Origin of the sequence: Paenibacillus vietnamensis (assembly GCF_020169515.1) — a bacterium.
Lineage (GTDB): Bacteria > Bacillota > Bacilli > Paenibacillales > Paenibacillaceae > Pristimantibacillus > Pristimantibacillus vietnamensis.
This window is the reverse complement of the sequence record NZ_JAHMHW010000002.1, coordinates 440,382-458,985: the sequence shown is the minus strand read 5'-3', so window position 1 is coordinate 458,985 and position 18,604 is coordinate 440,382. Positions and strand designations below refer to the sequence as shown.

General features: G+C 49.2%; 20 protein-coding genes and 1 tRNA gene. 15 read left to right on the top strand and 6 right to left on the bottom strand.

Annotated features, from left to right (window positions below):
• Positions 1-12 precede the first annotated feature (12 nt).
• From mutM to KP806_RS07195, 4 genes are all read left to right on the top strand, one after another.
• A complete protein-coding gene (gene mutM / locus KP806_RS07210) occupies positions 13-867 on the top strand; it encodes a DNA-formamidopyrimidine glycosylase (RefSeq protein ID WP_224722894.1) in 855 nt (284 codons plus the stop codon).
• Positions 868-995: 128 nt separating this feature from the next.
• Positions 996-1,709 (top strand): MntP/YtaF family protein, encoded by a 714-nt coding sequence (locus KP806_RS07205; RefSeq protein WP_224722893.1) that lies wholly within the window; start codon positions 996-998, stop codon positions 1,707-1,709.
• 15 nt (positions 1,710-1,724) lie between these two features.
• A complete protein-coding gene (coaE, locus tag KP806_RS07200) occupies positions 1,725-2,321 on the top strand; it encodes a dephospho-CoA kinase (RefSeq protein WP_224722892.1) in 597 nt (198 codons plus the stop codon).
• Positions 2,318-2,884, top strand: coding sequence for a lytic transglycosylase domain-containing protein (locus KP806_RS07195; protein WP_224722891.1), 567 nt, complete (start codon positions 2,318-2,320; stop codon positions 2,882-2,884). The genes coaE and KP806_RS07195 overlap by 4 nt, the downstream gene beginning before the upstream one ends.
• Positions 2,885-2,988: 104 nt before the next feature.
• Here KP806_RS07195 and KP806_RS07190 read toward each other — a convergent pair whose 3' ends face one another.
• The gene (locus tag KP806_RS07190; protein WP_224722890.1) at positions 2,989-3,207 is read right to left on the bottom strand and encodes an alpha/beta-type small acid-soluble spore protein; all 219 of its coding nucleotides are present in this window, start codon (positions 3,205-3,207) and stop codon (positions 2,989-2,991) included.
• A 131-nt stretch (positions 3,208-3,338) separates the two neighbouring features.
• On the opposite strand from KP806_RS07190, the gene nrdR reads away from it, so the two are divergent.
• On the top strand, positions 3,339-3,824 hold the full coding sequence (gene nrdR, locus KP806_RS07185) for a transcriptional regulator NrdR (protein WP_224722889.1): 486 nt from the start codon (positions 3,339-3,341) through the stop codon (positions 3,822-3,824).
• Positions 3,825-3,867: 43 nt separating this feature from the next.
• Positions 3,868-3,940, top strand: a tRNA-Ala gene (locus KP806_RS07180).
• Positions 3,941-4,408: 468 nt separating this feature from the next.
• Here KP806_RS07180 and KP806_RS07175 read toward each other — a convergent pair.
• A complete protein-coding gene (locus KP806_RS07175; RefSeq protein WP_224722888.1) occupies positions 4,409-5,899 on the bottom strand; it encodes a glycoside hydrolase family 43 protein in 1,491 nt (496 codons plus the stop codon).
• A gap of 177 nt (positions 5,900-6,076) precedes the next feature.
• On the opposite strand from KP806_RS07175, the gene KP806_RS07170 reads away from it, so the two are divergent.
• The 4 genes from KP806_RS07170 (at position 6,077) to KP806_RS07155 (ending at position 8,969) form a co-directional block, all read left to right on the top strand.
• Entirely contained in the window at positions 6,077-6,988 is a 912-nt protein-coding gene (locus tag KP806_RS07170) for an ArsR/SmtB family transcription factor (protein WP_224722887.1), read from the top strand.
• Positions 6,989-7,071: 83 nt separating this feature from the next.
• The gene (locus KP806_RS07165; RefSeq protein WP_224722886.1) at positions 7,072-7,545 is read left to right on the top strand and encodes a MerR family transcriptional regulator; all 474 of its coding nucleotides are present in this window, start codon (positions 7,072-7,074) and stop codon (positions 7,543-7,545) included.
• Between the two features lie 34 nt (positions 7,546-7,579).
• On the top strand, positions 7,580-7,930 hold the full coding sequence (locus tag KP806_RS07160) for a hypothetical protein (protein ID WP_263575626.1): 351 nt from the start codon (positions 7,580-7,582) through the stop codon (positions 7,928-7,930).
• 124 nt (positions 7,931-8,054) lie between these two features.
• Positions 8,055-8,969: an NAD(P)-dependent alcohol dehydrogenase gene (locus tag KP806_RS07155; protein WP_224722884.1), complete on the top strand. Its 915-nt coding sequence runs from the start codon at positions 8,055-8,057 to the stop codon at positions 8,967-8,969.
• A 102-nt stretch (positions 8,970-9,071) separates the two neighbouring features.
• On the opposite strand, the gene KP806_RS07150 is transcribed toward KP806_RS07155, so the two are convergent.
• The 3 genes from KP806_RS07150 to KP806_RS07140 form a co-directional block, all read right to left on the bottom strand.
• Entirely contained in the window at positions 9,072-9,944 is an 873-nt protein-coding gene (locus KP806_RS07150) for an SDR family oxidoreductase (RefSeq protein ID WP_224722883.1), read from the bottom strand.
• Positions 9,945-10,046: 102 nt separating this feature from the next.
• Positions 10,047-10,463, bottom strand: a complete 417-nt coding sequence (locus KP806_RS07145; protein WP_224722882.1) for an Rrf2 family transcriptional regulator — start codon at positions 10,461-10,463, stop codon at positions 10,047-10,049.
• 153 nt (positions 10,464-10,616) lie between these two features.
• Positions 10,617-12,308 (bottom strand): GMC oxidoreductase, encoded by a 1,692-nt coding sequence (locus tag KP806_RS07140; protein WP_224722881.1) that lies wholly within the window; start codon positions 12,306-12,308, stop codon positions 10,617-10,619.
• Between the two features lie 699 nt (positions 12,309-13,007).
• Here KP806_RS07140 and KP806_RS07130 point away from each other — a divergent pair.
• The 4 genes from KP806_RS07130 to KP806_RS07115 all read left to right on the top strand — a co-directional run bounded on the left by KP806_RS07130 (position 13,008) and on the right by KP806_RS07115 (position 16,150).
• The gene (locus KP806_RS07130; protein WP_224722880.1) at positions 13,008-13,676 is read left to right on the top strand and encodes a hypothetical protein; all 669 of its coding nucleotides are present in this window, start codon (positions 13,008-13,010) and stop codon (positions 13,674-13,676) included.
• A 589-nt stretch (positions 13,677-14,265) separates the two neighbouring features.
• Positions 14,266-14,901 carry a hypothetical protein gene (locus tag KP806_RS07125; protein WP_224722879.1) on the top strand — a complete coding sequence of 212 codons (636 nt, stop codon included), beginning with the start codon at positions 14,266-14,268 and terminating at the stop codon, positions 14,899-14,901.
• Positions 14,902-15,060: 159 nt separating this feature from the next.
• The gene (locus KP806_RS07120) at positions 15,061-15,582 is read left to right on the top strand and encodes a CBO0543 family protein (RefSeq protein WP_224722878.1); all 522 of its coding nucleotides are present in this window, start codon (positions 15,061-15,063) and stop codon (positions 15,580-15,582) included.
• A 37-nt stretch (positions 15,583-15,619) separates the two neighbouring features.
• On the top strand, positions 15,620-16,150 hold the full coding sequence (locus KP806_RS07115; RefSeq protein WP_224722877.1) for a CBO0543 family protein: 531 nt from the start codon (positions 15,620-15,622) through the stop codon (positions 16,148-16,150).
• 35 nt (positions 16,151-16,185) lie between these two features.
• Here the strand turns inward: KP806_RS07115 and mgrA are convergent, their stop codons facing one another.
• The gene (gene mgrA / locus KP806_RS07110; protein WP_224722876.1) at positions 16,186-17,175 is read right to left on the bottom strand and encodes an L-glyceraldehyde 3-phosphate reductase; all 990 of its coding nucleotides are present in this window, start codon (positions 17,173-17,175) and stop codon (positions 16,186-16,188) included.
• 211 nt (positions 17,176-17,386) lie between these two features.
• On the opposite strand from mgrA, the gene KP806_RS07105 reads away from it, so the two are divergent.
• A complete protein-coding gene (locus KP806_RS07105) occupies positions 17,387-18,466 on the top strand; it encodes a Gfo/Idh/MocA family protein (protein WP_224722875.1) in 1,080 nt (359 codons plus the stop codon).
• Positions 18,467-18,604: the final 138 nt, after the last annotated feature.

Below are 18,604 nucleotides of genomic sequence, written 5' to 3'. Positions count from 1 at the left end.
AGGTGAGGAGAAATGCCTGAATTGCCGGAAGTAGAAACGGTAAGACGAACGTTAATGGAGCTTGTCTCCGGGAAAAAGATCAAAGCGGTAACCGTCAGGCTGCCGCGTATTATACAGCGGCCTGCCGAGCCTGAGCAGTTCGCGGACGCCCTGGCCGGCCGTACGATCGAGACGGTCGAGCGCCGGGGCAAGTTTTTGCGCATTATGCTGGACGGCCTTGTGCTCGTGTCCCATTTGAGGATGGAGGGACGCTACGGGGTATTCCCGTCGGAGGAGCCCGTCGAGCTTCATACGCATGTCATTTTTCATTTTGACGACGGAACGGATCTTCGTTACAAGGACGTACGCCAGTTCGGGACGATGCATCTGTTCGAGCCGGGCGAGGAGCTGCGGCTGCCTCCGCTTAACAAGCTGGGAATCGAGCCGCTGGAGCCGGGTTTTACGCTTGACGCTCTGCAGAGCAGGCTCGCAAAACGTACGTCCAAGATTAAGCCGCTGCTCCTCAATCAGGAGCATATCGTCGGTCTTGGCAACATATATGTGGACGAGGCGCTTTTTCAAGCGCGCATTCATCCGGAGCGGTCGCCGGATACGCTTAAGCCGGCTGAATGGAAGAGGCTGCACGAAGCGATCCGCGCCACGCTTTCCAGGGCGGTTGACGCGGGAGGATCATCGATCAAGTCCTACGTCAACGGCCAAGGCGAGATGGGCATGTTCCAGCATCAGCTGCTCGTATACGGCAGGAAGGACGAGCCTTGTCCTTCCTGCAGCAAACCGATCCTGAAGTTCACGGTCGGCGGCAGAGGTACGCATATTTGCGGAAAATGCCAGCCGATTCCCAAGACGAAGCAAGCGGCGCCGCAATAGGATTTCCCTGCCGCATGCACAGACAAATTCTCTCTGCATATGATGGTTCTGTTACGACCAATAGGCGGATGACCACTCAAGCGAAGGTCTTGAGGCTCGCATCCGCCGTGCAGGGAGGGACTTTACGATTGTTCGCGCATGTTGCGTCGTTGTTGGTGCTTGCATTCGCCGTTAGTCTGGACGGATTTGGAGTAGGAGTTACGTACGGCCTGCGCCGGATCCGGATCCCTTTGCTATCGGTATTCATCATTGCATGCTGCTCGGGCTTAATTATTTATTTGTCGATGCAGGTCGGCAGCTGGCTGACAGGGTATTTATCGGAGTTCGCCGCACGCTTGATAGGAGCTTCCGTGCTGATCGTCATTGGAGGCTGGGCGCTGCTCCAGCTGAAGCGGGGCAAGCAGAACAGGGAGGCGGCCGATTCGGAAAGCTTCGCAGACCTGGACGATCCTTCGACAGCAGTCCGCGTAAAACCGGGAATCGGCGAGCTGTCCGGAACCGCACTGGTCGTCATGGTCGAGCTGAAGCGTCTCGGATTAGTCATTCAAATTTTGCGGACGCCGCAAGCGGCCGACGTTGACAAGTCGGGCATTATATCGGCATCGGAAGCCATTATGCTTGGCGTCGCTTTGTCGCTCGATGCTTTCGGAGCGGGCCTTGGTGCTGCGATGATCGGCATACCTGCTTTGCCGACGGCTTTGACGATTGCGCTGGCGAGCGCTGTGTTTCTTGTCGGCGGGATGCGGTTCGGCTTTCGTTTTTCCGCATGGAAGGGCATGCAGGCTTTATCTTTTTTGCCGGGATTATTATTGATAATGATGGGAATCATGAAGCTGTTATAGATTGAGGTGAGTGGGATGATAATCGGATTAACCGGCGGTATTGCCAGCGGCAAAAGCACAGTGGCTAAGATGCTCGTTGATCGCGGCGCACTGCTGGTCGATGCCGATCAAGTCGCGAGGGAGGTCGTGCTTCCCGGAGAGCCGGCGCTGGAGGCAATCGCCTCTGCGTTTGGACAAGCCGTGCTTGAGCGTGACGGTTCGCTGAACCGCAAAGCGCTGGGCGAAATCGTCTTTCGAGACAAAGAGAAGCTGACACAGCTTGAGGCGATCCTGCATCCGGCCATCCGCAGAACGATGCAGCAGCGCATACATACGTACGCGGAGCAGTTTCCAAGGCGATTGGTCGTGGCGGATATTCCGCTCTTGTACGAAACAAAGCAGCAAGATTTGTACGAGGGAATTATGGTTGTATACGTTCCGGAACGCGTGCAGAAAAGCCGCTTGATGGAGCGCAACTCGGTATCGGAGGAAGAAGCGCAGCGCCGCATTTCCCTTCAGCTGGATATCGAACAAAAAAAGGAGCTCGCCGATTGGGTGATCGACAACAGCGGCACCTTGGAGGAGACGAAGCGGCAGCTTGATCTTTTTTGGAAAAGTCAGGGTTTGCCATGAGATATCTGCTGAAGAAAAGAGTTCTGCTGTTTCTGCTGCTCGGACTTCTGACGATCCTTTTTTTGAAATCGCATTGGCTTGCGACCTGGATGTACCCGGTTTATTATAAGGAGGATATCCGCGCGAGCGCCTCCAATTACGGCGTGGAGCCTCATTTGGTTGCCGCGGTCATTCGAAGCGAGACCAATTTTCGGACAGGCAAGGATTCGAGGAAGGGAGCTTTAGGTTTAATGCAAATTATGCCGGACACGGCAACCTGGGTTGTACAGAAGGCCGGCTTCAAGGAAGTGACGGAGGATATGCTGCGCCATCGGGCGGATGTCAGCATCGAAGTTGGATCGTGGTATTTGAATTCATTGATGGATCAGTTTGACGATAACAAAATCGCGGCGGTAGCCGCCTATAACGCGGGTCCTGGAAATGTGAAAAAATGGCTGGATACCGGTGTATGGGACGGGGAGCTGGACAATGTGAAGAAAATTCCGTTCGGCGAAACCCGGCACTATGTACAACGGGTCATTTATTATTATAATAAATACAAAGACCTATATCCGAGCTTCTGAGTGAAATATAACGTGCGTAAATAAAATGAAGCCTTGGAGGCTCGTCCCTTAAAAGACGAGCCCGGCCAAAGCTTCCGTTCATTCATACATCATGTAATGAATCATTATTTGAATTGTCCAGCAAGGGATTGCTCGGCAATTTGCACCAGACGACGAGTGATGAAACCACCGATCGAGCCAGCGTCTTTTGTAGCCATGTTGCCGTAGTATCCGTCTTGCGGAATAGCGATGCCAAGCTCTTGAGCAACTTCGAATTTCATTTGGTCAAGGGCAGCTGTCGCTTGCGGTACAACCAATTGGTTACTGCTGCGGGATGCGCTCATGTATGTTCACCTCCTATGTGGTTGGTAAATGTATTATGTGCAAAAATCTAAAGTTCATTACAGGAATTCGCTGGAAATTTATTTTGTTTGAGAAATCGTTTTATCGTCCGTGAAAGGAGGCTATACGCAACATGAAATGCCCATATTGCGACAATGCCGGAACAAAAGTGTTAGATTCCAGGCCGGCTAACGAGAACAAATCCATTCGCCGCCGCCGTGAATGCGAGAAGTGCAGCCGCCGCTTCACGACCTTCGAAATGATTGAGGAGACGCCGCTGATCGTCATCAAGAAGGACGGAAGCCGCGAAGAATTCAGCCGCGATAAAATCCTTCGCGGGCTCATCCGCGCATGCGAGAAGCGTCCGGTCCCGGTCGAACGTCTCGAGGTCATCGTATCCGAGGTCGAGAAGGAGCTGCGCACCACCGCTTTGGCCGAGGTTGAGAGCAGCGACATCGGCGGACTGGTCATGAACGAGCTGTATCCGGTTGACGAGGTTGCCTATGTCCGTTTCGCATCCGTTTATCGCCAATTCAAAGACATCGACATGTTCATGAAGGAGCTCAACAATCTCCTCTCTAAACATCCTCTCAACGGTATATTGGAAAAAAAAGATTGACACCTCGGACGACCGTATGGTAAGATCATTCTTGTCGTCACACGGGGCCTTAGCTCAGCTGGGAGAGCGCATCGCTGGCAGCGATGAGGTCAGGGGTTCGATCCCCCTAGGCTCCATACCTTCAAAACCCTTACCCCGTAAGGGTTTTTTTATTCCTTATTTTCCTGTTTTCCATCGAAATGACGGGACGTTCACACAAGTTCACATTTAATCCTCGTCCTCTTTTGTTTTCTTATGTTTTTCCAACTCATTTTCAAGGTTTTGAACAGCTTCTTGATCCGCGTATCTTTTTTCTCCTCCAATTGATTCTAATATAACGATCACCTATAAGAAGATAGAAGAGATTGTCCGGAAGCGTATTCCTGAACTCATTATTGCGGACCCGTCGAAATTCGATACTCTTTATGATCAGTTCCTTCAAGAATTAAACGATGCAGGTGCAGAAAAAATGGAGCAGGAATATTCGGAGCTTGTTCGGGACCGGGTTAAGTTATGGAGTAATAAATTAAGACAGATTAGAGGGGCATGCATAACGCTGCCCCTCTAATCTGTCTTTTTAAGTTCTTGTAGTTTTGAATCAGGAATCATTCATACTTGCATTTAAAATTGGAAAACTCAGCCAAAGAGTTTTCCCCATAGACATATAAACCAATGACGACTCCTGTGAAGCCTCCGGCAACTTCCGAAGATAGGTATTTCGTTTGCGCCGTGCCCAGGAGGATCTCCTTGCCGTCCGCATGGACGAAGAAGCTGTAACGTTCATGACTTGCCTTTATAATCAGAGCGGCATGATTGTCAGCTCCGAGCTCCACTTCGTTCTCGATTGATTTGATATCACCGATATTAAGACGCTCAATAACCTTATACCCGCTCTCATCTTTGCGAACAGCCAAATCATAATGATGATGTTCATCCATATAAAGCGAGATGCCGGCTTCACCGTTCGTAAGACTTACATCGCAAGAGATTGCTGCGCGGAAATCCATTTGGCGTATGCCGATAAACGTCGGAGAAGCGGGTACATCAAGCGTCAATTCGGTTCCCAGCAGCGTTGCTTTATCTTGCTCTAACCGATAATTTTCCGTTGCGGGATGGCGAAGATAACACCAGTCCAAATTCCAATCCGTGTTCTCAAACGTATAAACCTTCTTCTCCTGTTGAATGACCGTGTCCGGGATACGATCGGTCTCAAAGCTTGTAAGCGTCGTGCCGTTATGCCCGGCGGTAAACCAGCCGTCCTCGCCGAAGGTAACCGGCGTAAGGAATACTTCACGGCCAAGGTGATGAAAGGTAAGCCACCGGCCAATCTGACGGAAGCCCAAATGAAAGAGCCACCAGTTTCCTTCGTCATCTTGAATCAGGTCGCTATGACCGACTCCCTGCAGCTCGTAGCCGCCCAAATTCCGATTCGTCAGAACGGGATTTTGCGGATAGGCTTTGAAGGGGCCGGAAGGGGAGTCTCCCCGGGCATAAGTGACCATATGGCCATATTCGGTTCCGCCTTCGGCTGCCAGCAGGTAATAACGTCCATTAATTTTGTAAAGATGAGGGCTTTCCAAATAACGTCCGCCCGTTCCTTGCCATACCGACCGGCTCGGCGTCAATTTACGGCCCGTTTCAATGTCGATTTCACATTGCACGATTCCCCCGACACCGTAATCGTCTGTCCCGTTGCTCATAAAAAAAGCTTTACCGTCTTCGAAATACAAATCCGGATCGATCCCCCCTTGATCGACAAAAACCGGCTCGGACCATTCCCCGTAAATATCGTCAGTCCATACGTAGAAATTTTGACGCGTGGTGTCGTTGGTCGTGGTCATATAAAACCGCCCATTGTTGTAACGGATAGTAGGAGCGAACACGCCGCCGGAGCTATTGACGGTGTCCAGCTGAATCTGGCTTTTTCGGGTTAGGCAATGGCCGATTTGCGTCCAGTTAATTAAATCTTTACTTTCAAAAATCGGGACGCCAGGGAAATACTGAAAGGAACTGCACACCAGATAATAGGCGCCGTCCGCTTTGCAGATGCTTGGGTCCGGGTAAAAGCCTTTAATGACCGGGTTATTGTATTTCATTGTTCCACCTCTTCTTCTTTAATTCGCAAATACAAGAATCCAACAGGACTCGTACAGATAATGAAATTAAACACTATCGCACAAATACTTGCAATGGATCCGGGTTGATAGTTGAGGGGAAATTCATTAAATTAATATATATGTGATTTTAACAAATGCGGTCAGGAGATTGTGATGATGATCAAAGCGAACGGAGGGCTGCGCTTCATGCCGTTATACGAAGCGCTGGCAAGCGAGGTCAGGTGGAAAATGATGGACTTGCTCGCTGACAACGAAATGAACGTCAAGGACATTGCGGCTGTGTTAGAACTCAGTCCTTCTATCGTCACCATGCATATTCGAAAGCTCGAGCAAGCCGGATTGATCGGGAGCCGGAGAATACGTCTTAATGGCGGGACGCACAAGCTGTGTTTCCTTAAAGAAAAAAACATCGAGATCGAGCTGCCAACCGCTGGAAGGAATGCAAGAATCAGAGAACAGACGATTTCGGTAGGGCATTACACCTCTTTTGAAGTCCATCCTACCTGCGGACTCGGGACGCGCGAAAAAGAAATCGGAATTTGGGACGACCCTCGCTACTTTCTCGATCCCGAGCGGGTTCATGCGGCCATCCTTTGGTTTGGGAAAGGCTATGTGGAGTACAAAACACCTAACGATTTGCTTCCTGATCAAACCGCCGCTGCCATTGAAATTTCTATGGAAATAGCTTCAGAAGCGCCAGGCTTGAGGGATCATTGGCCATCGGATATCACGTTCACATTTAACGGCATTACCCTTGGGACCTGGACAAGCCCGGCTGATTTCGGAAGAGCTGCGCGCGGAAGATATACACCGGAGTGGTGGCATCGAAATGTGAATCAATACGGACTATTAAAGACGATCCGCATTGACGCCTTGGGAACGTTTATAGATGGAGAGCGGATGTCAGACGTGACCGTAGCGGAGATCAAGCTGCGTGAACCGTTCTGGACGTTGCGTTTCGCCGTTGACGAGGAAGCCGTTCATATTGGGGGATTGACGATTTATGGTGCAGGCTTCGGAAATCATGATCAGGATATAGTCATTCGCGTGTTTCTTAGTGACAAGTAGTGGCGCGGAGGTAACTCTCAGGCAGAATAATCGGGTCTAAAAAGTCTTGACATTGGAGTCAACTCCAATGATATGTTGAGTACATGGAAAAACTTTATTCGATCCAAGAGGTTTCGCGGTTACTTGGCATCCCGAAGGATACACTTCGGTACTATGACCGGATCGGGATCGTATCGCCGTCCCGGGAAAAAAATCGGTACCGCAGGTATTCGAAGGACGATCTTATCGACTTGATGAATATTCAGATCATGCAGGATGCGGACTTTTCTCTTGACGAACTAAGGGGGAAGTTTGGTTTCCACAGAATGAAAAATATCGACCCCGCATACTGCGAAGAGGTAGCCGCTTTTCTCGATGCCAAGAAGGAAGAAACGCGCAAGAAGATTGCCCATCTGGAAAAGGTGAGCCTGCTGCTCGACGCTGCAGCCAAAACGTTAAGAAACTTGAATGAGGAAAGTGATCGGCGATTGGCAGAGTTCGTCCGCGAGATTTACAAAGATATTGGAAGGAAGGGACTGGAAATTACCACGGAGGGATGTGGCGAACATCAGGATTAGCAATTTTTATTATCTGATTGCAGGCATTCTGGCGATGCTGTTTGCCGTCACGCATGCATGGAACGGGCAATCCGCCGTACTGCCCGCACTCGGCGTAGGGGAGATATCCGCGGATACCCACACGGTATTCACGTATGTCTGGCATATCATCACAGCGGAAAATCTGGTCTTCGGCATCGTATTTATTATCATGTCCTTGAAAAACGACCGATCAAAAATCCGTTTTGCCGCATGGATGATCGTAACGATTCTGATCGTCCGGCTTGCGGTCATTGTTGGTGTAACGGCATTTCATGACGTCTCGGCCCTATCGGATACATTAATCGATTCGATTGCTATCGTCATATATGTAGCTCTCGTCCTAATTGGCACTAGAATGAAGTGATTATTTATAGAGGTAGTCTGTAAATCACTCACTCTAAGCGGCGTTTACGTCCGCTACAGACAAACGGTTCTCTACGAAGAGGCGGAACATATACTTATGCAAATAGCAAAAAAGGAGGGAATCCATGAAAGCGATAATTTGTACAAGGTATGGACCGCCGGATGTGCTGGAGGTTAAGGAGGTACATAAACCTGCTCCTAAGGACCACGAAGTACTGGTTAAAGTTTATGCCACTACCGTAACATCAGGGGACTGCAGAGTTCGAAGCTTTAACAGTCCTCTATTGTACTGGATCCCGATGCGGTTATTCCTCGGCCTCAGCAAACCGAGAAAACCTATACTTGGCGTGGAATTAGCGGGCGTAGTCGTTGAAACGGGGAGCAAGGTGACACGGTTCAAGAAAGGCGATCAAATTTTTGCAATGACCGGGATGAGATTCGGCGCATATGCCGAGTATACCTGTTTGTCAGAGAACGGATTGGTGGCCGTCAAGCCGGACAATGCGACATACGAGGAAGCGGCGGCCGTTCTTTTCGGCGGAACGACGGCTTTGCATTTTTTTCGAAGGGGACAGATTCGGAGCGGACACAAAGTGCTTATTTACGGAGCTTCAGGAGCGGTAGGTACCTCTGCGGTACAGCTTGCCAAACATTTTGGGGCGGAAGTAACAGGGGTATGCGGCAGCGCCAATTTGGAATTGGTGAAATCGCTTGGAGCCGATCGGGTCGTGGATTACACGAAAGAGGATTTTACGAAAAAGGGGGAGAGATACGATCTAATTTTTGATGCCGTTGGGAAAATCACGAAAGCCGGCTGCAGGGCGGTATTAACTCCGGGCGGAGCATACGTGACGGTCGATGGGCAGGGTGTTGCAAAAGAACGAGTGGAAGATGCGCTTTTCCTCAGAGAACTGATGGAAGCAGGCAAACTGAAGGCGGTTATCGACAGGCGGTATCCGCTCGAGCAAATGCAGGAAGCGCATCGCTATGTAGACAAAGGGCACAAAAAGGGGAATGTAGTCATTACAGTTCAATCCTAAAAACCCGTTTACTGGATTATTATTCTAAACTAATCGATGAAGGGGCACCGTCCGATTGCCGTTGGCAGGACGGTGCCCCTTCTTACAGGGTGAAAAGAACGATTACTTCCCTTGAGAGAGTCCGTCAACGATTTGACGCAAGCCTTGGTCGACCGGAACAGCCGGACGGCGGAGCAGCTTTTCGAAGTCGTTGCTTTCGATTTCCAGTGTGCCTTCCCGAACGCCTTGCTGGATGCCTACGAGAATTGGAATGACGAAATCGGGGACACCGGCGCCTTTCATGATCTCGCCATAAACGGCGTCATCGACATGCTGAACAGGCACATCCTTGCCTAGTACCGTGCCTAGCGCAGCCGCGAGTTCTTCTTGTGTTAACAGCTTGCCCGACAGCTCATAAATCGTATTCTCGTGTCCTTCTCCCGCTAATACGGCTGCCGCCGCCTCCGCATAATCCTGCTGCAATGCCCAGCCTACTTTGCCTGAACCGGCAGAAGTCACCCAAGGTGCCCCGGCCAATACGCCTTGAATGCTTCCGATTTCATTTTCCAAATACCAGTTGTTGCGCAAGAAAGAATAAGGGATGCCCGTTTCGATAATGGCTTTTTCCGTGAATCGGTGCACCGGAGCGAGAAAAATCGCGCTTTCGCCAGCATCCGCCAAGCTCGTATAGGCGATAAATTTAACGCCGGCGCGATCTGCGGCAGCTACGGCATTCGTGTGCTGGCGAATTCTTGTATCGTTGTCTCCGTCTGCAGAAATGATCAATAAGCGATCAATTCCTGCAAAAGCTAAATCCAGCGTTTCCGGACGGTCGAAATCTCCGTGGCGAACGTCTACACCGCGGGCGCGCAAGCTTTCAGCTTTCTCCGGATTGCGCACACTTACGGCAAGATTTTCAGCCGGCACAGCTTTCAGCAGTGTATCTACAATTTTTGTTCCTAATTTTCCTGTTGCGCCTGTAACTAATAAGTTCATCTTCAATTCCTCCCAAAAAATGTTGTTGTAATGCTTCTCGTTATAACTCATGTGGTTACAACGTATCTATAAAATAAAAGCTCGCTTAAAAGGAGCCCTCATTTATTTGAACCTCGTTGTCAGCTGACTCAAAGTCGTTTGCGCCAGCCTTTGTTCCATAGCGGCTTGTGCTTCATACAGCTCGGCTTGAAGAACCTCTTCAATATTCCGTCCGACGGGGCATTGCACATTCGGAGCCTCGTGAATGCGGAAGAGCTGGTTTTCTTCAATGACGTTAACTGCCCGGTAAATATCAAGAAGCGTAATTTCCTCGGGTGCTTTGAGGAGAGAGGCGCCGCCCACACCGGGACGCACTTCCACTAATCCTGCTTTTTTTAGCATTCCCATAATTCTTCTAATGACCACCGGGTTCGTATTGACGCTGCCCGCTATGAAATCCCCGGTGCATTCGTCCGAACAAAATGCGATCAGGGAAAGCGTATGAACAGCGATAGAGAAACGCGTGCTTATTTGCTTCAATTGCATCACCACCGTTGTAACCATTATAGTTACTACTATCCGCGAAGTCAAGAACGAACGGACACCGGGCGGATGTCCGCCGAGAACGCGCAGCAAAGCGTGGCGGCTTTTAGCTCGACCAAGGCTTCACCAGCGCGTTTATCGGGTTATCATTTATCGGCTTACGATATAATCGGCGGTACGAATGGCGAGGGCGACGGTGGAAAGAGTCGGGTTGACGGCCCCGATAGAAGGCAATACGCTGTTATCGGCTACATAGAGACCTGAAATGCCATGAACTTGCCCATATCGATTGACGGTCGAAGTCATAGGATCGTCTCCCATTCGACAAGTTCCGGATTCGTGGTTATCGGCGCCGGGGAGGGCAAGGCAAATGTCCGGCTGGTTGTTTTCCGTTCTCAACCGGATACCGGAGGCCGAAGCGGCCTGCTGCATGGCGGATACGGTGCTGCGAATAATGGCCTGATCACGCTCGCTGTAGGAGAAATGAATTTGTATTTCTGGGATTCCATATTCATCCCGTTTGAGAGGATCGAGGCTCAGCCTGTTCTCAAACCGCGGCTCAACCTCGCCGAATCCTAATAATCCGAGACTCCATTGTTCCCGTATCGGTTTTGCTTCATAATGATACCTGTAATAATCTCCCGGACCGTGCAGCTGGAGCTGGAAGGGACGGTCGTCGGTTTGCGGAATGATAATGCCAAGATTGCCTACAACCTCGGGAAAATCCCGTGTCTCGATGGTTCCTACCGTGGCCAGCATCGAATGATTGGTCAAATAGCGGCCGATCGCATGTCCACGGATTCCCGAATTGAGCAGGATTCGCGGCGATTCAAAGGCGCTGGCCGACAAAATCACATTTTTCGCTTTTAACCAATGCGATTGTTTGTCAGGGGTCATCACCCTCACACCGGTAGCCGTATGATTTGCAGTCGTAACCTGAACGGCTCGTGCCTTAACCGCAAGATCGAAAGGCATCAGATTAAGGGCTCTTCCTAGAAAAATGAGCGAGCTGAAAAACACGTTGGAATGAATCTCTCCGTATTTGGTTTGCTGAAGATCCGCAGATAGCGGGATATAGTCGGACTCTGGGAACCCCCCAGTCCAGAGCCTTTGCAGTACGATTTCAGTTATGGAAGATTCTTTGGTGTAGTCACCGTTAACGTACATTTCTTTTTCGGCTATATTGTAATATAGCTCCATTTCCTGGGGCGTCACCGGCCATTGAGAAGTAACGGAATAAGGCATCCTCGGCGTTACGAAACCCCATTGCAGCGTTCTTCCCCCGAGGGCTAGCAAGAGCTTCGCGCCTGCATATTCCGGTAAGGATTTCCCGATGAATTGTGTTATTTTCGGATTTGAAAAATATTTCCATTGACGTTCGCCATTAAAAGTGGGAATGTTCCCGGCATGAGTCGGCAGGAGCACCTCTCCCGCCTCCACGACACCGATCCGTTTGCCCTCCGTACTCCACTGCTGACAAAGCCTCCACAGCGCCGCTCCGCCTCCGGCTCCCGTTCCAACGATCAGCGCATCGTATTCCTGCTCGGCCATTTGTTCCACAGAGGTAAGCGGAATCCATTGCTCCAGATAGTCCGCTGCTGGTTGCTCGGGGGGACAGGAAGGAGGAATATCGTCAGTTTCTCCGGTTGCTTCTGAAGATATGGATCCCGGAGCTCTGTGAATATTTGATATGGCAGGGGGAAGCATAACGTGTCTGCCGGCAATATTTAAATTCGGACTGCCAATTTGGGGATTGAGCGCAACCAATTGATCCAGTTTTGCCTGAAACTTGGTTGCGATCGTTATAAGGGTATCGCCTTCTCCCGCGAGACAGATTCTCATACGGTCACTCCTTTTCGTTGGACAAAAAGCCATGAAGCCGTCGGCCGCTCGGAATATAGCCGTATAGTATATGCACATCTGCTTATCCCTTAAAACAGTCAAGGCTGACTTGTTCGGTTTTACAGCCCTGATGCCATTTCGAAGGGATTTAGCATCTGTCTTTGATCTGTTTTCCTAGCTAGCTTGGAGAATCGCAGTAGTGGTGCGCTTTTATTCTCTTTTACTCACTATCCCATCAGATCAGGAAACGGAGATGGAGCACAATTTTTTGGATAAGGGTACTCTAATATTTGAACTAGCAATCCTTATAATCTTCCTAAAGGCTCAAACTAAGCATTAACCCCAAACAACCACCCGAACAACCACCCAAACAATCATCTGAACAGTCATTCGATTAAATCATCCCAAGCTAGATAACCCCTGAAATCGTTGCTTGCTTTTTCGGATTGTATCTGCTAATATTTAATGAGAACATATGTTCCTATTAGAGAGGGGGATTTGGATGCCAATTCCTTATCAGACTTTTCAAGAGGAATATTCAAATGAAAAAAGCCTCTATTACATAAATTAAAGTGGCCTGCCGGGTACGTCTGTCCAAAATGCAGTTATAATTCATGCTATACTGTGAGCTCTAGAAGATTACCGCTTTATGAATGCCGCCGTTGCCGGTTCCAGACTTCGTTGACTACAGGCACAATTATGGAGAAGAGCAGAACACCTCTTCATAAATGGCTGCTAACCATGTTTATCGTTGCGACCTGCAAGGAAGGTATCAATGCAGTGCGACTTTCAACCCTTATTAAGGTTACGTACAAAACCGCCTGGTCCATACTGAACAAAATCCGTCTGTCCATATCCGAACATGACCGCACACAGCTGCTCTGCGGTGTAATTGATGCGAAATTAGAAGTTTTCATGTCACAGCCACATCCTTATCCCGAAGCTCTAATGAAAGAACGCTCTTCCATCATAGCCCGTGCAAGAAACATCAATGACGAAAGCGTTTATGTAAAGCTTAAACTTATCCAATGCGAACAAAATCCCCGTAAATTGTTAAACGAGCAAGCTGAATTCGAGTTTATGGAAAATCACGTCAGTTCACTTTCGAATACCATCACTATAAACAGAAATTACCGGCGCCCGAGAGGAGCCTTCGATCAGCTGCATTCTTTGGCTAGGACCGTCTTTCAATGGATAAATGACACATTTCATGGCATAAGATACGAACGGGCACAATCTTATTTAGACGAATACTGCTTCAGACTTAATCATCAGAGCAGGGGAGTAGAGTATGCCTTTAACAGTCTGCTAAAGCTAGGTGTTTCCGGCTTCTTATCTATCAACACAAGGCCTCTTTGCAATAATTAACAACTCCTGTTTCTATAATAATTTGGTTTTTTATGGTTTATATTCAATTTATAGGGGGATAAACAGAGGTTTTTCGTTTAAACGGCTTCTCGCGTTCGAAGGGAGTCTAACTCGAATGCTGTTTGTCTAATTCGAAAGGAGTCTGTCTAATTCGAGGGGCGTCTTATATGCAGCTTGGTTCATTCTGAGCTAATGGGATAATGACAAAAAGGGAAAAAAAGAAACCTATGTTTTTCCCGGCCGAAGGCATTTGATTATTACGATCATGCGCGGAAAGGACTGTACAGTGTAAAATGTACAATGGATGATGGAAACAGATCATCCAGGTTTAAAATAATGACAGGAGATGCAGCAACGAAAACGTTATACGAGGCTATGGGACCGGGAGTGTTCAAGCAGCTGTCGTCCGGCTGGTCGGGGAGGCAAACCAGGATCACAGGATCTGCAGTTGCCTGGAGCGGACAGGCTTGAACGGCTTGCCGATCGGAGTTCGGCAAAATAAGGGAATATTTTCTAATTAATTCTACCTGTAAGCGGTTGCTAGACGATTCATTCCCTAGGATGATATACTAGTACCGGGTGAAGCTGAATGAAAAATGAGACGACAAATTTGGAGGCCAATGGCAGCCAAGCAAACGAAACCGATACCGAGGAGCAGCAGAAGCGGGTTGAGCTCGTCAAAGCCGTCTACCACAACGGTATGGTTGCATTGAAAATGCATTTTGACGAAGTCGAAGGGCAAGTATTGAATCATGACCAATACGGTCCGGTTTTTATGTTTCAAGTTAAAGACGAGGAAAATAAAGGGTATTCATGCGGCTTCTTTCTCCGGGAACTAGTCGTAAATTTCCAGTCTGGCAACGATCCGAGCTTATGGATGGCTTCCTTCTATGCAGAACTAATGAAGACCAAAGGAGGAAAGGCGTTTCCTGCTCCTCCGGCAAGCGAAGACGAAGCGAAGGCTGTCATCGACAAAATAATCGTTCCGCAATGTATGGCGGCCGTTCGAGAAGAGTTTGCCCCCGAGCAAATTTATGCCGGTCTGGATTGGCACAAGGAGTTTGGCCCAGTGTTTGAAGCAGGCGTTCCGGAAATTAAAGACGGAAATAACGTATGCGCGGTTCCGATTCATTTGCTTTTGACGCATTACCTTCTGAACAGAGATCCATCGGAATTGCTTTTGCAAGGCTTATACAAGATCCGGAAAGAGCATGGATTAGATTAAACCGGATAATATCCATAACAACCCAACACAAAATTTAGCAGCCTTTGCGGCTGTTTTTTTTTGTCCTGATGGACATGCACATGCAATTTTACAACCGTATGAAAAAACGCGATTGAGAAACAATAAAAAACAATACTGAAATTAAGAGGAGAATCGATTGTGCATCTCGTACTTGGCGTGATCTCGATTATTAGTGTGTGGCGTCGGGGCGACTGGAGAAATTGGAAAAAATATCATACCACCATGATGTATTTTGCACTTGGCAATTTGCTGTATAACTTTCTGACGGCGAACTACTTCTTGTGGAGGCTTAATCCGGATTTAATGCCTAATCACAGCATGACGGAAATGTTGTATACGTTCGTTATTTTTCCTGCTACGTCATTGCTTTTTCTGTGCAACTATCCGGAACAAACGAACAAGAAAATGCTGCATTACTTTAAGTGGATTCTAATTTATATTGCTGTCGAATGGTTTTTTTCGACGAACAGCCGGATTTTGTATCAACATGGCTGGAATTTGATGTGGTCGGCCATATTCGATGTGACCATGTTTCCGATGCTTCGACTGCATCACAAAAGGCCTCTGCTCGCTTATGTCATATCCGCAATCTTTTGCGTGTTTTGGGTATGGAAGTTCGAAGTGCCTGTTGACATGCCTATAGAAAAAAGAGCCGGCTGAACTTCAATCTTATGAACAAGGGGGGAGGGGGGCAAAGGTGGGAAGCAGAGAAAATGAAAAAAGATTTTTATTCGGATTATTGTTCCTCACAACCGGCTTGCTGCCTGTCATGTTGAAGAAATATCCCCGGAAGGAATTACTGATCGCATTTATTCTGGACGCATTGACAAATACGCTCCTGGATCATTTGCTGATAAAGGGCAAAATCCTTTCGTATCCCACACGCCTTCTGCCGAGATTTTTCCGCATTCACATATTATTCGATTTGTTTATTTTTCCTGCGGCTACCTTCATGTTTACTCAAGCGACAAAAACCGATAAAAAACATATGATTGCAGCCAAGCTGCTTCTTTTTACGGTACCGTTTACGCTGTTTGAATGCTGGGCCGAGCGTTACACAAGATTAATAAAATGGCATAAGGGCTGGGGCTGGTACTATACGTTTCTTAGCCTGAGCGCGAAATCTTTGCTGTCTAGATTTCTTGTAGGCTTATGGCGCCGTTATGAAAAACTGAAGGCATCGAAACGAATTGACAGCAGTGAAGCAAACAGCCTGCAGGCGCGATAAACGCTTGCAGGCTGTTTGCTTTCGGGTAAATGCATTTATTGCAAAATGCTGTCGATAAGGTCCAGTTCTTCGCGCGTGAAGCTGAGGTTAGCGAGAGCTGCGACATTGTCCTCGATTTGGCTGACGCGGCTGGCTCCGATCAGCGCCGAAGTAACGCGCTCCCCCCGGAGCACCCATGCCAATGACATTTGGGCAAGCGATTGACCGCGGGATTGGGCGATTTCGTTCAGCTTGGACACTTTGACGATCTGCTCCTCCCGGATATCCTTCGCTTTCAAGAAGCCGGTCGTCTTGGATGCCCGGGAATGCTCGGGAATACCTTTCAAATACTTATCGGTAAGCAAGCCTTGAGCCAGCGGGCAGAAGGCGATGCTGCCTGCTCCGTGCTCATCAAGCGTGTCCTGCAAACCGTTTTCGATCCAGCGGTTGAGCAGCGAGTAAGAAGGCTGATGGATGACCAGCGGCGTGCCCAGCTGCTTCAGAATTTTGGCGGCTTCCGCCGTCTGTTCCGCGCTGTAGCTTGAAATTCCGACATAAAGCGCTTTGCCTTGACGAACCACTTGATCCAGTGCCTGCATCGTTTCCTCCAGCGGAGTATCCGGATCCGGACGGTGGGAGTAGAAAATATCGACATAGTCCAGCCCCATCCGTTTCAGGCTCTGGTCGAGGCTTGCAATTAAATATTTGCGGGAGCCCCATTCGCCGTATGGCCCGTCCCACATCCGGTAGCCGGCTTTCGTCGAAATGATAAGCTCGTCGCGGTATGGAGCGAGGTCGGACTTCAGCATTTGTCCGAACATCTCTTCGGCCGAGCCCGGAGGAGGTCCGTAGTTGTTGGCGAGATCGAAATGGGTAATGCCGAGATCGAAGGCTCTGCGGATCATTGCTCTGCCGTTTTCGTATTGGTCGACGCCCCCGAAATTATGCCATAAGCCGAGGGAAATCGCAGGAAGCTTAAGCCCGGAGCGGCCGGAGCGGTTATAGATCATGTCGTTATAGCGTTGAGGATTTGCTTGATAGACCATATTGATTCTTGTCCTCCTGATTCGTTGATGCAGTCATTATATCTAACCGCGGAGCATTCCGAAAGAGCTGAAAAATAAGTGACATACTATACTTGAGGTAAGCGGATGGATGAGGACATAACGTCCTGCCAATTTCCTATTTCAACGGATGCCTGGGATTGATAGTATAGGATGAAAGCGATTTAATTTTCCGAGGAAAGGATGTTTTCCTATGCCTGTAAAATTCGGTATTATCGGCGGAGCGGGCTTTCGCGCCCAATATTATTTGAGAATCGCGGAAGCCTTGCCTGAACGCTTTCAGATATGCGGAATCGTCGTCAGGGATGAAGCAAAAGGCAGAGCCATGGAAGCGAAATGGGGCGTCTCAACCTATCGGACCCTTGAGCAGCTGCTTATGAACGAAAGCCCCGATTTCGTTGTCGTTTCCGTCAACGGGCCGGCAGGAATGGATTACATGCTCCGTCTGGCCGAAGCCGGGATGCCGGTTCTGGCCGAAACGCCGCCGGCTCCCGACCTGCAGGGTCTCGAGCGGCTTTACGAGCAGCTGGCTGCCGCGCGCGCGCAGATTCAGATAGCCGAACAATATCCCTTACACCCGGTGCAAGAGGCGCGGCTGGCGCTTATCCGTTCGGGAAGGCTCGGGAGCATAACGGAGGCAACCGTTTCCGTATCCCACTTTTATCATGGCGTCAGTTTAATCCGTAAAATGCTCGGCATCGGGTTTGAGGAAGTCACGATTAGAGCTATGCGTTTCGAATCGCGCTGGGTGAACGGACCGACCCGCAGCGGCCCTCCTTCAGAAGACAAAATGATAGCGTTGCAGCGCGATTTGGCATGGCTCGATTTTGGCGACCGTCTCGGCATTTACGATTTTACGAAGGACCAGCACCGCTCGTGGACCCGCTCGAACCATTTATCGGTAAGAGGAGAACGGGGCGAAATATTCGATAATCGCGTTCTCATTCAAGAAGCGTCGACGGTTCCGCTGCAGCTGGAGCTGAAAAGAATTAACAAAGGGGAATGGGAAAATCAGGAAGGTTATTTTCTTAAAGGCATCCTGTGCGGCGAGCAGTGGCTTTACGAAAATCCTTTTGCCCCGTCCAGACTTTACGACGATGAGATTGCGATCGCGAGCTGCCTGCAGAAGATGGCCGATTATATCAAAGGCGGCCCGTCGTTTTACGGCCTCGAGGAGGCTTCGCAAGACCATTATATCGGTTTGATGATCGAGAAAGCGATACTTACCGGGGACACTATAACAACGGCGCGGCAGAGCTGGGCGCGGGATTAATAAAGCAAACCGGAAGAAATCCCGTTTCACCTTCTGTGTTAATGTGAAGGGAAATAAGGACGGGCACTTGGTCATCCGATCTCATTTTTCGACAAAAGGAGACTGCCGCAACGATCAAGTCCAGGAGGCCATGAACTT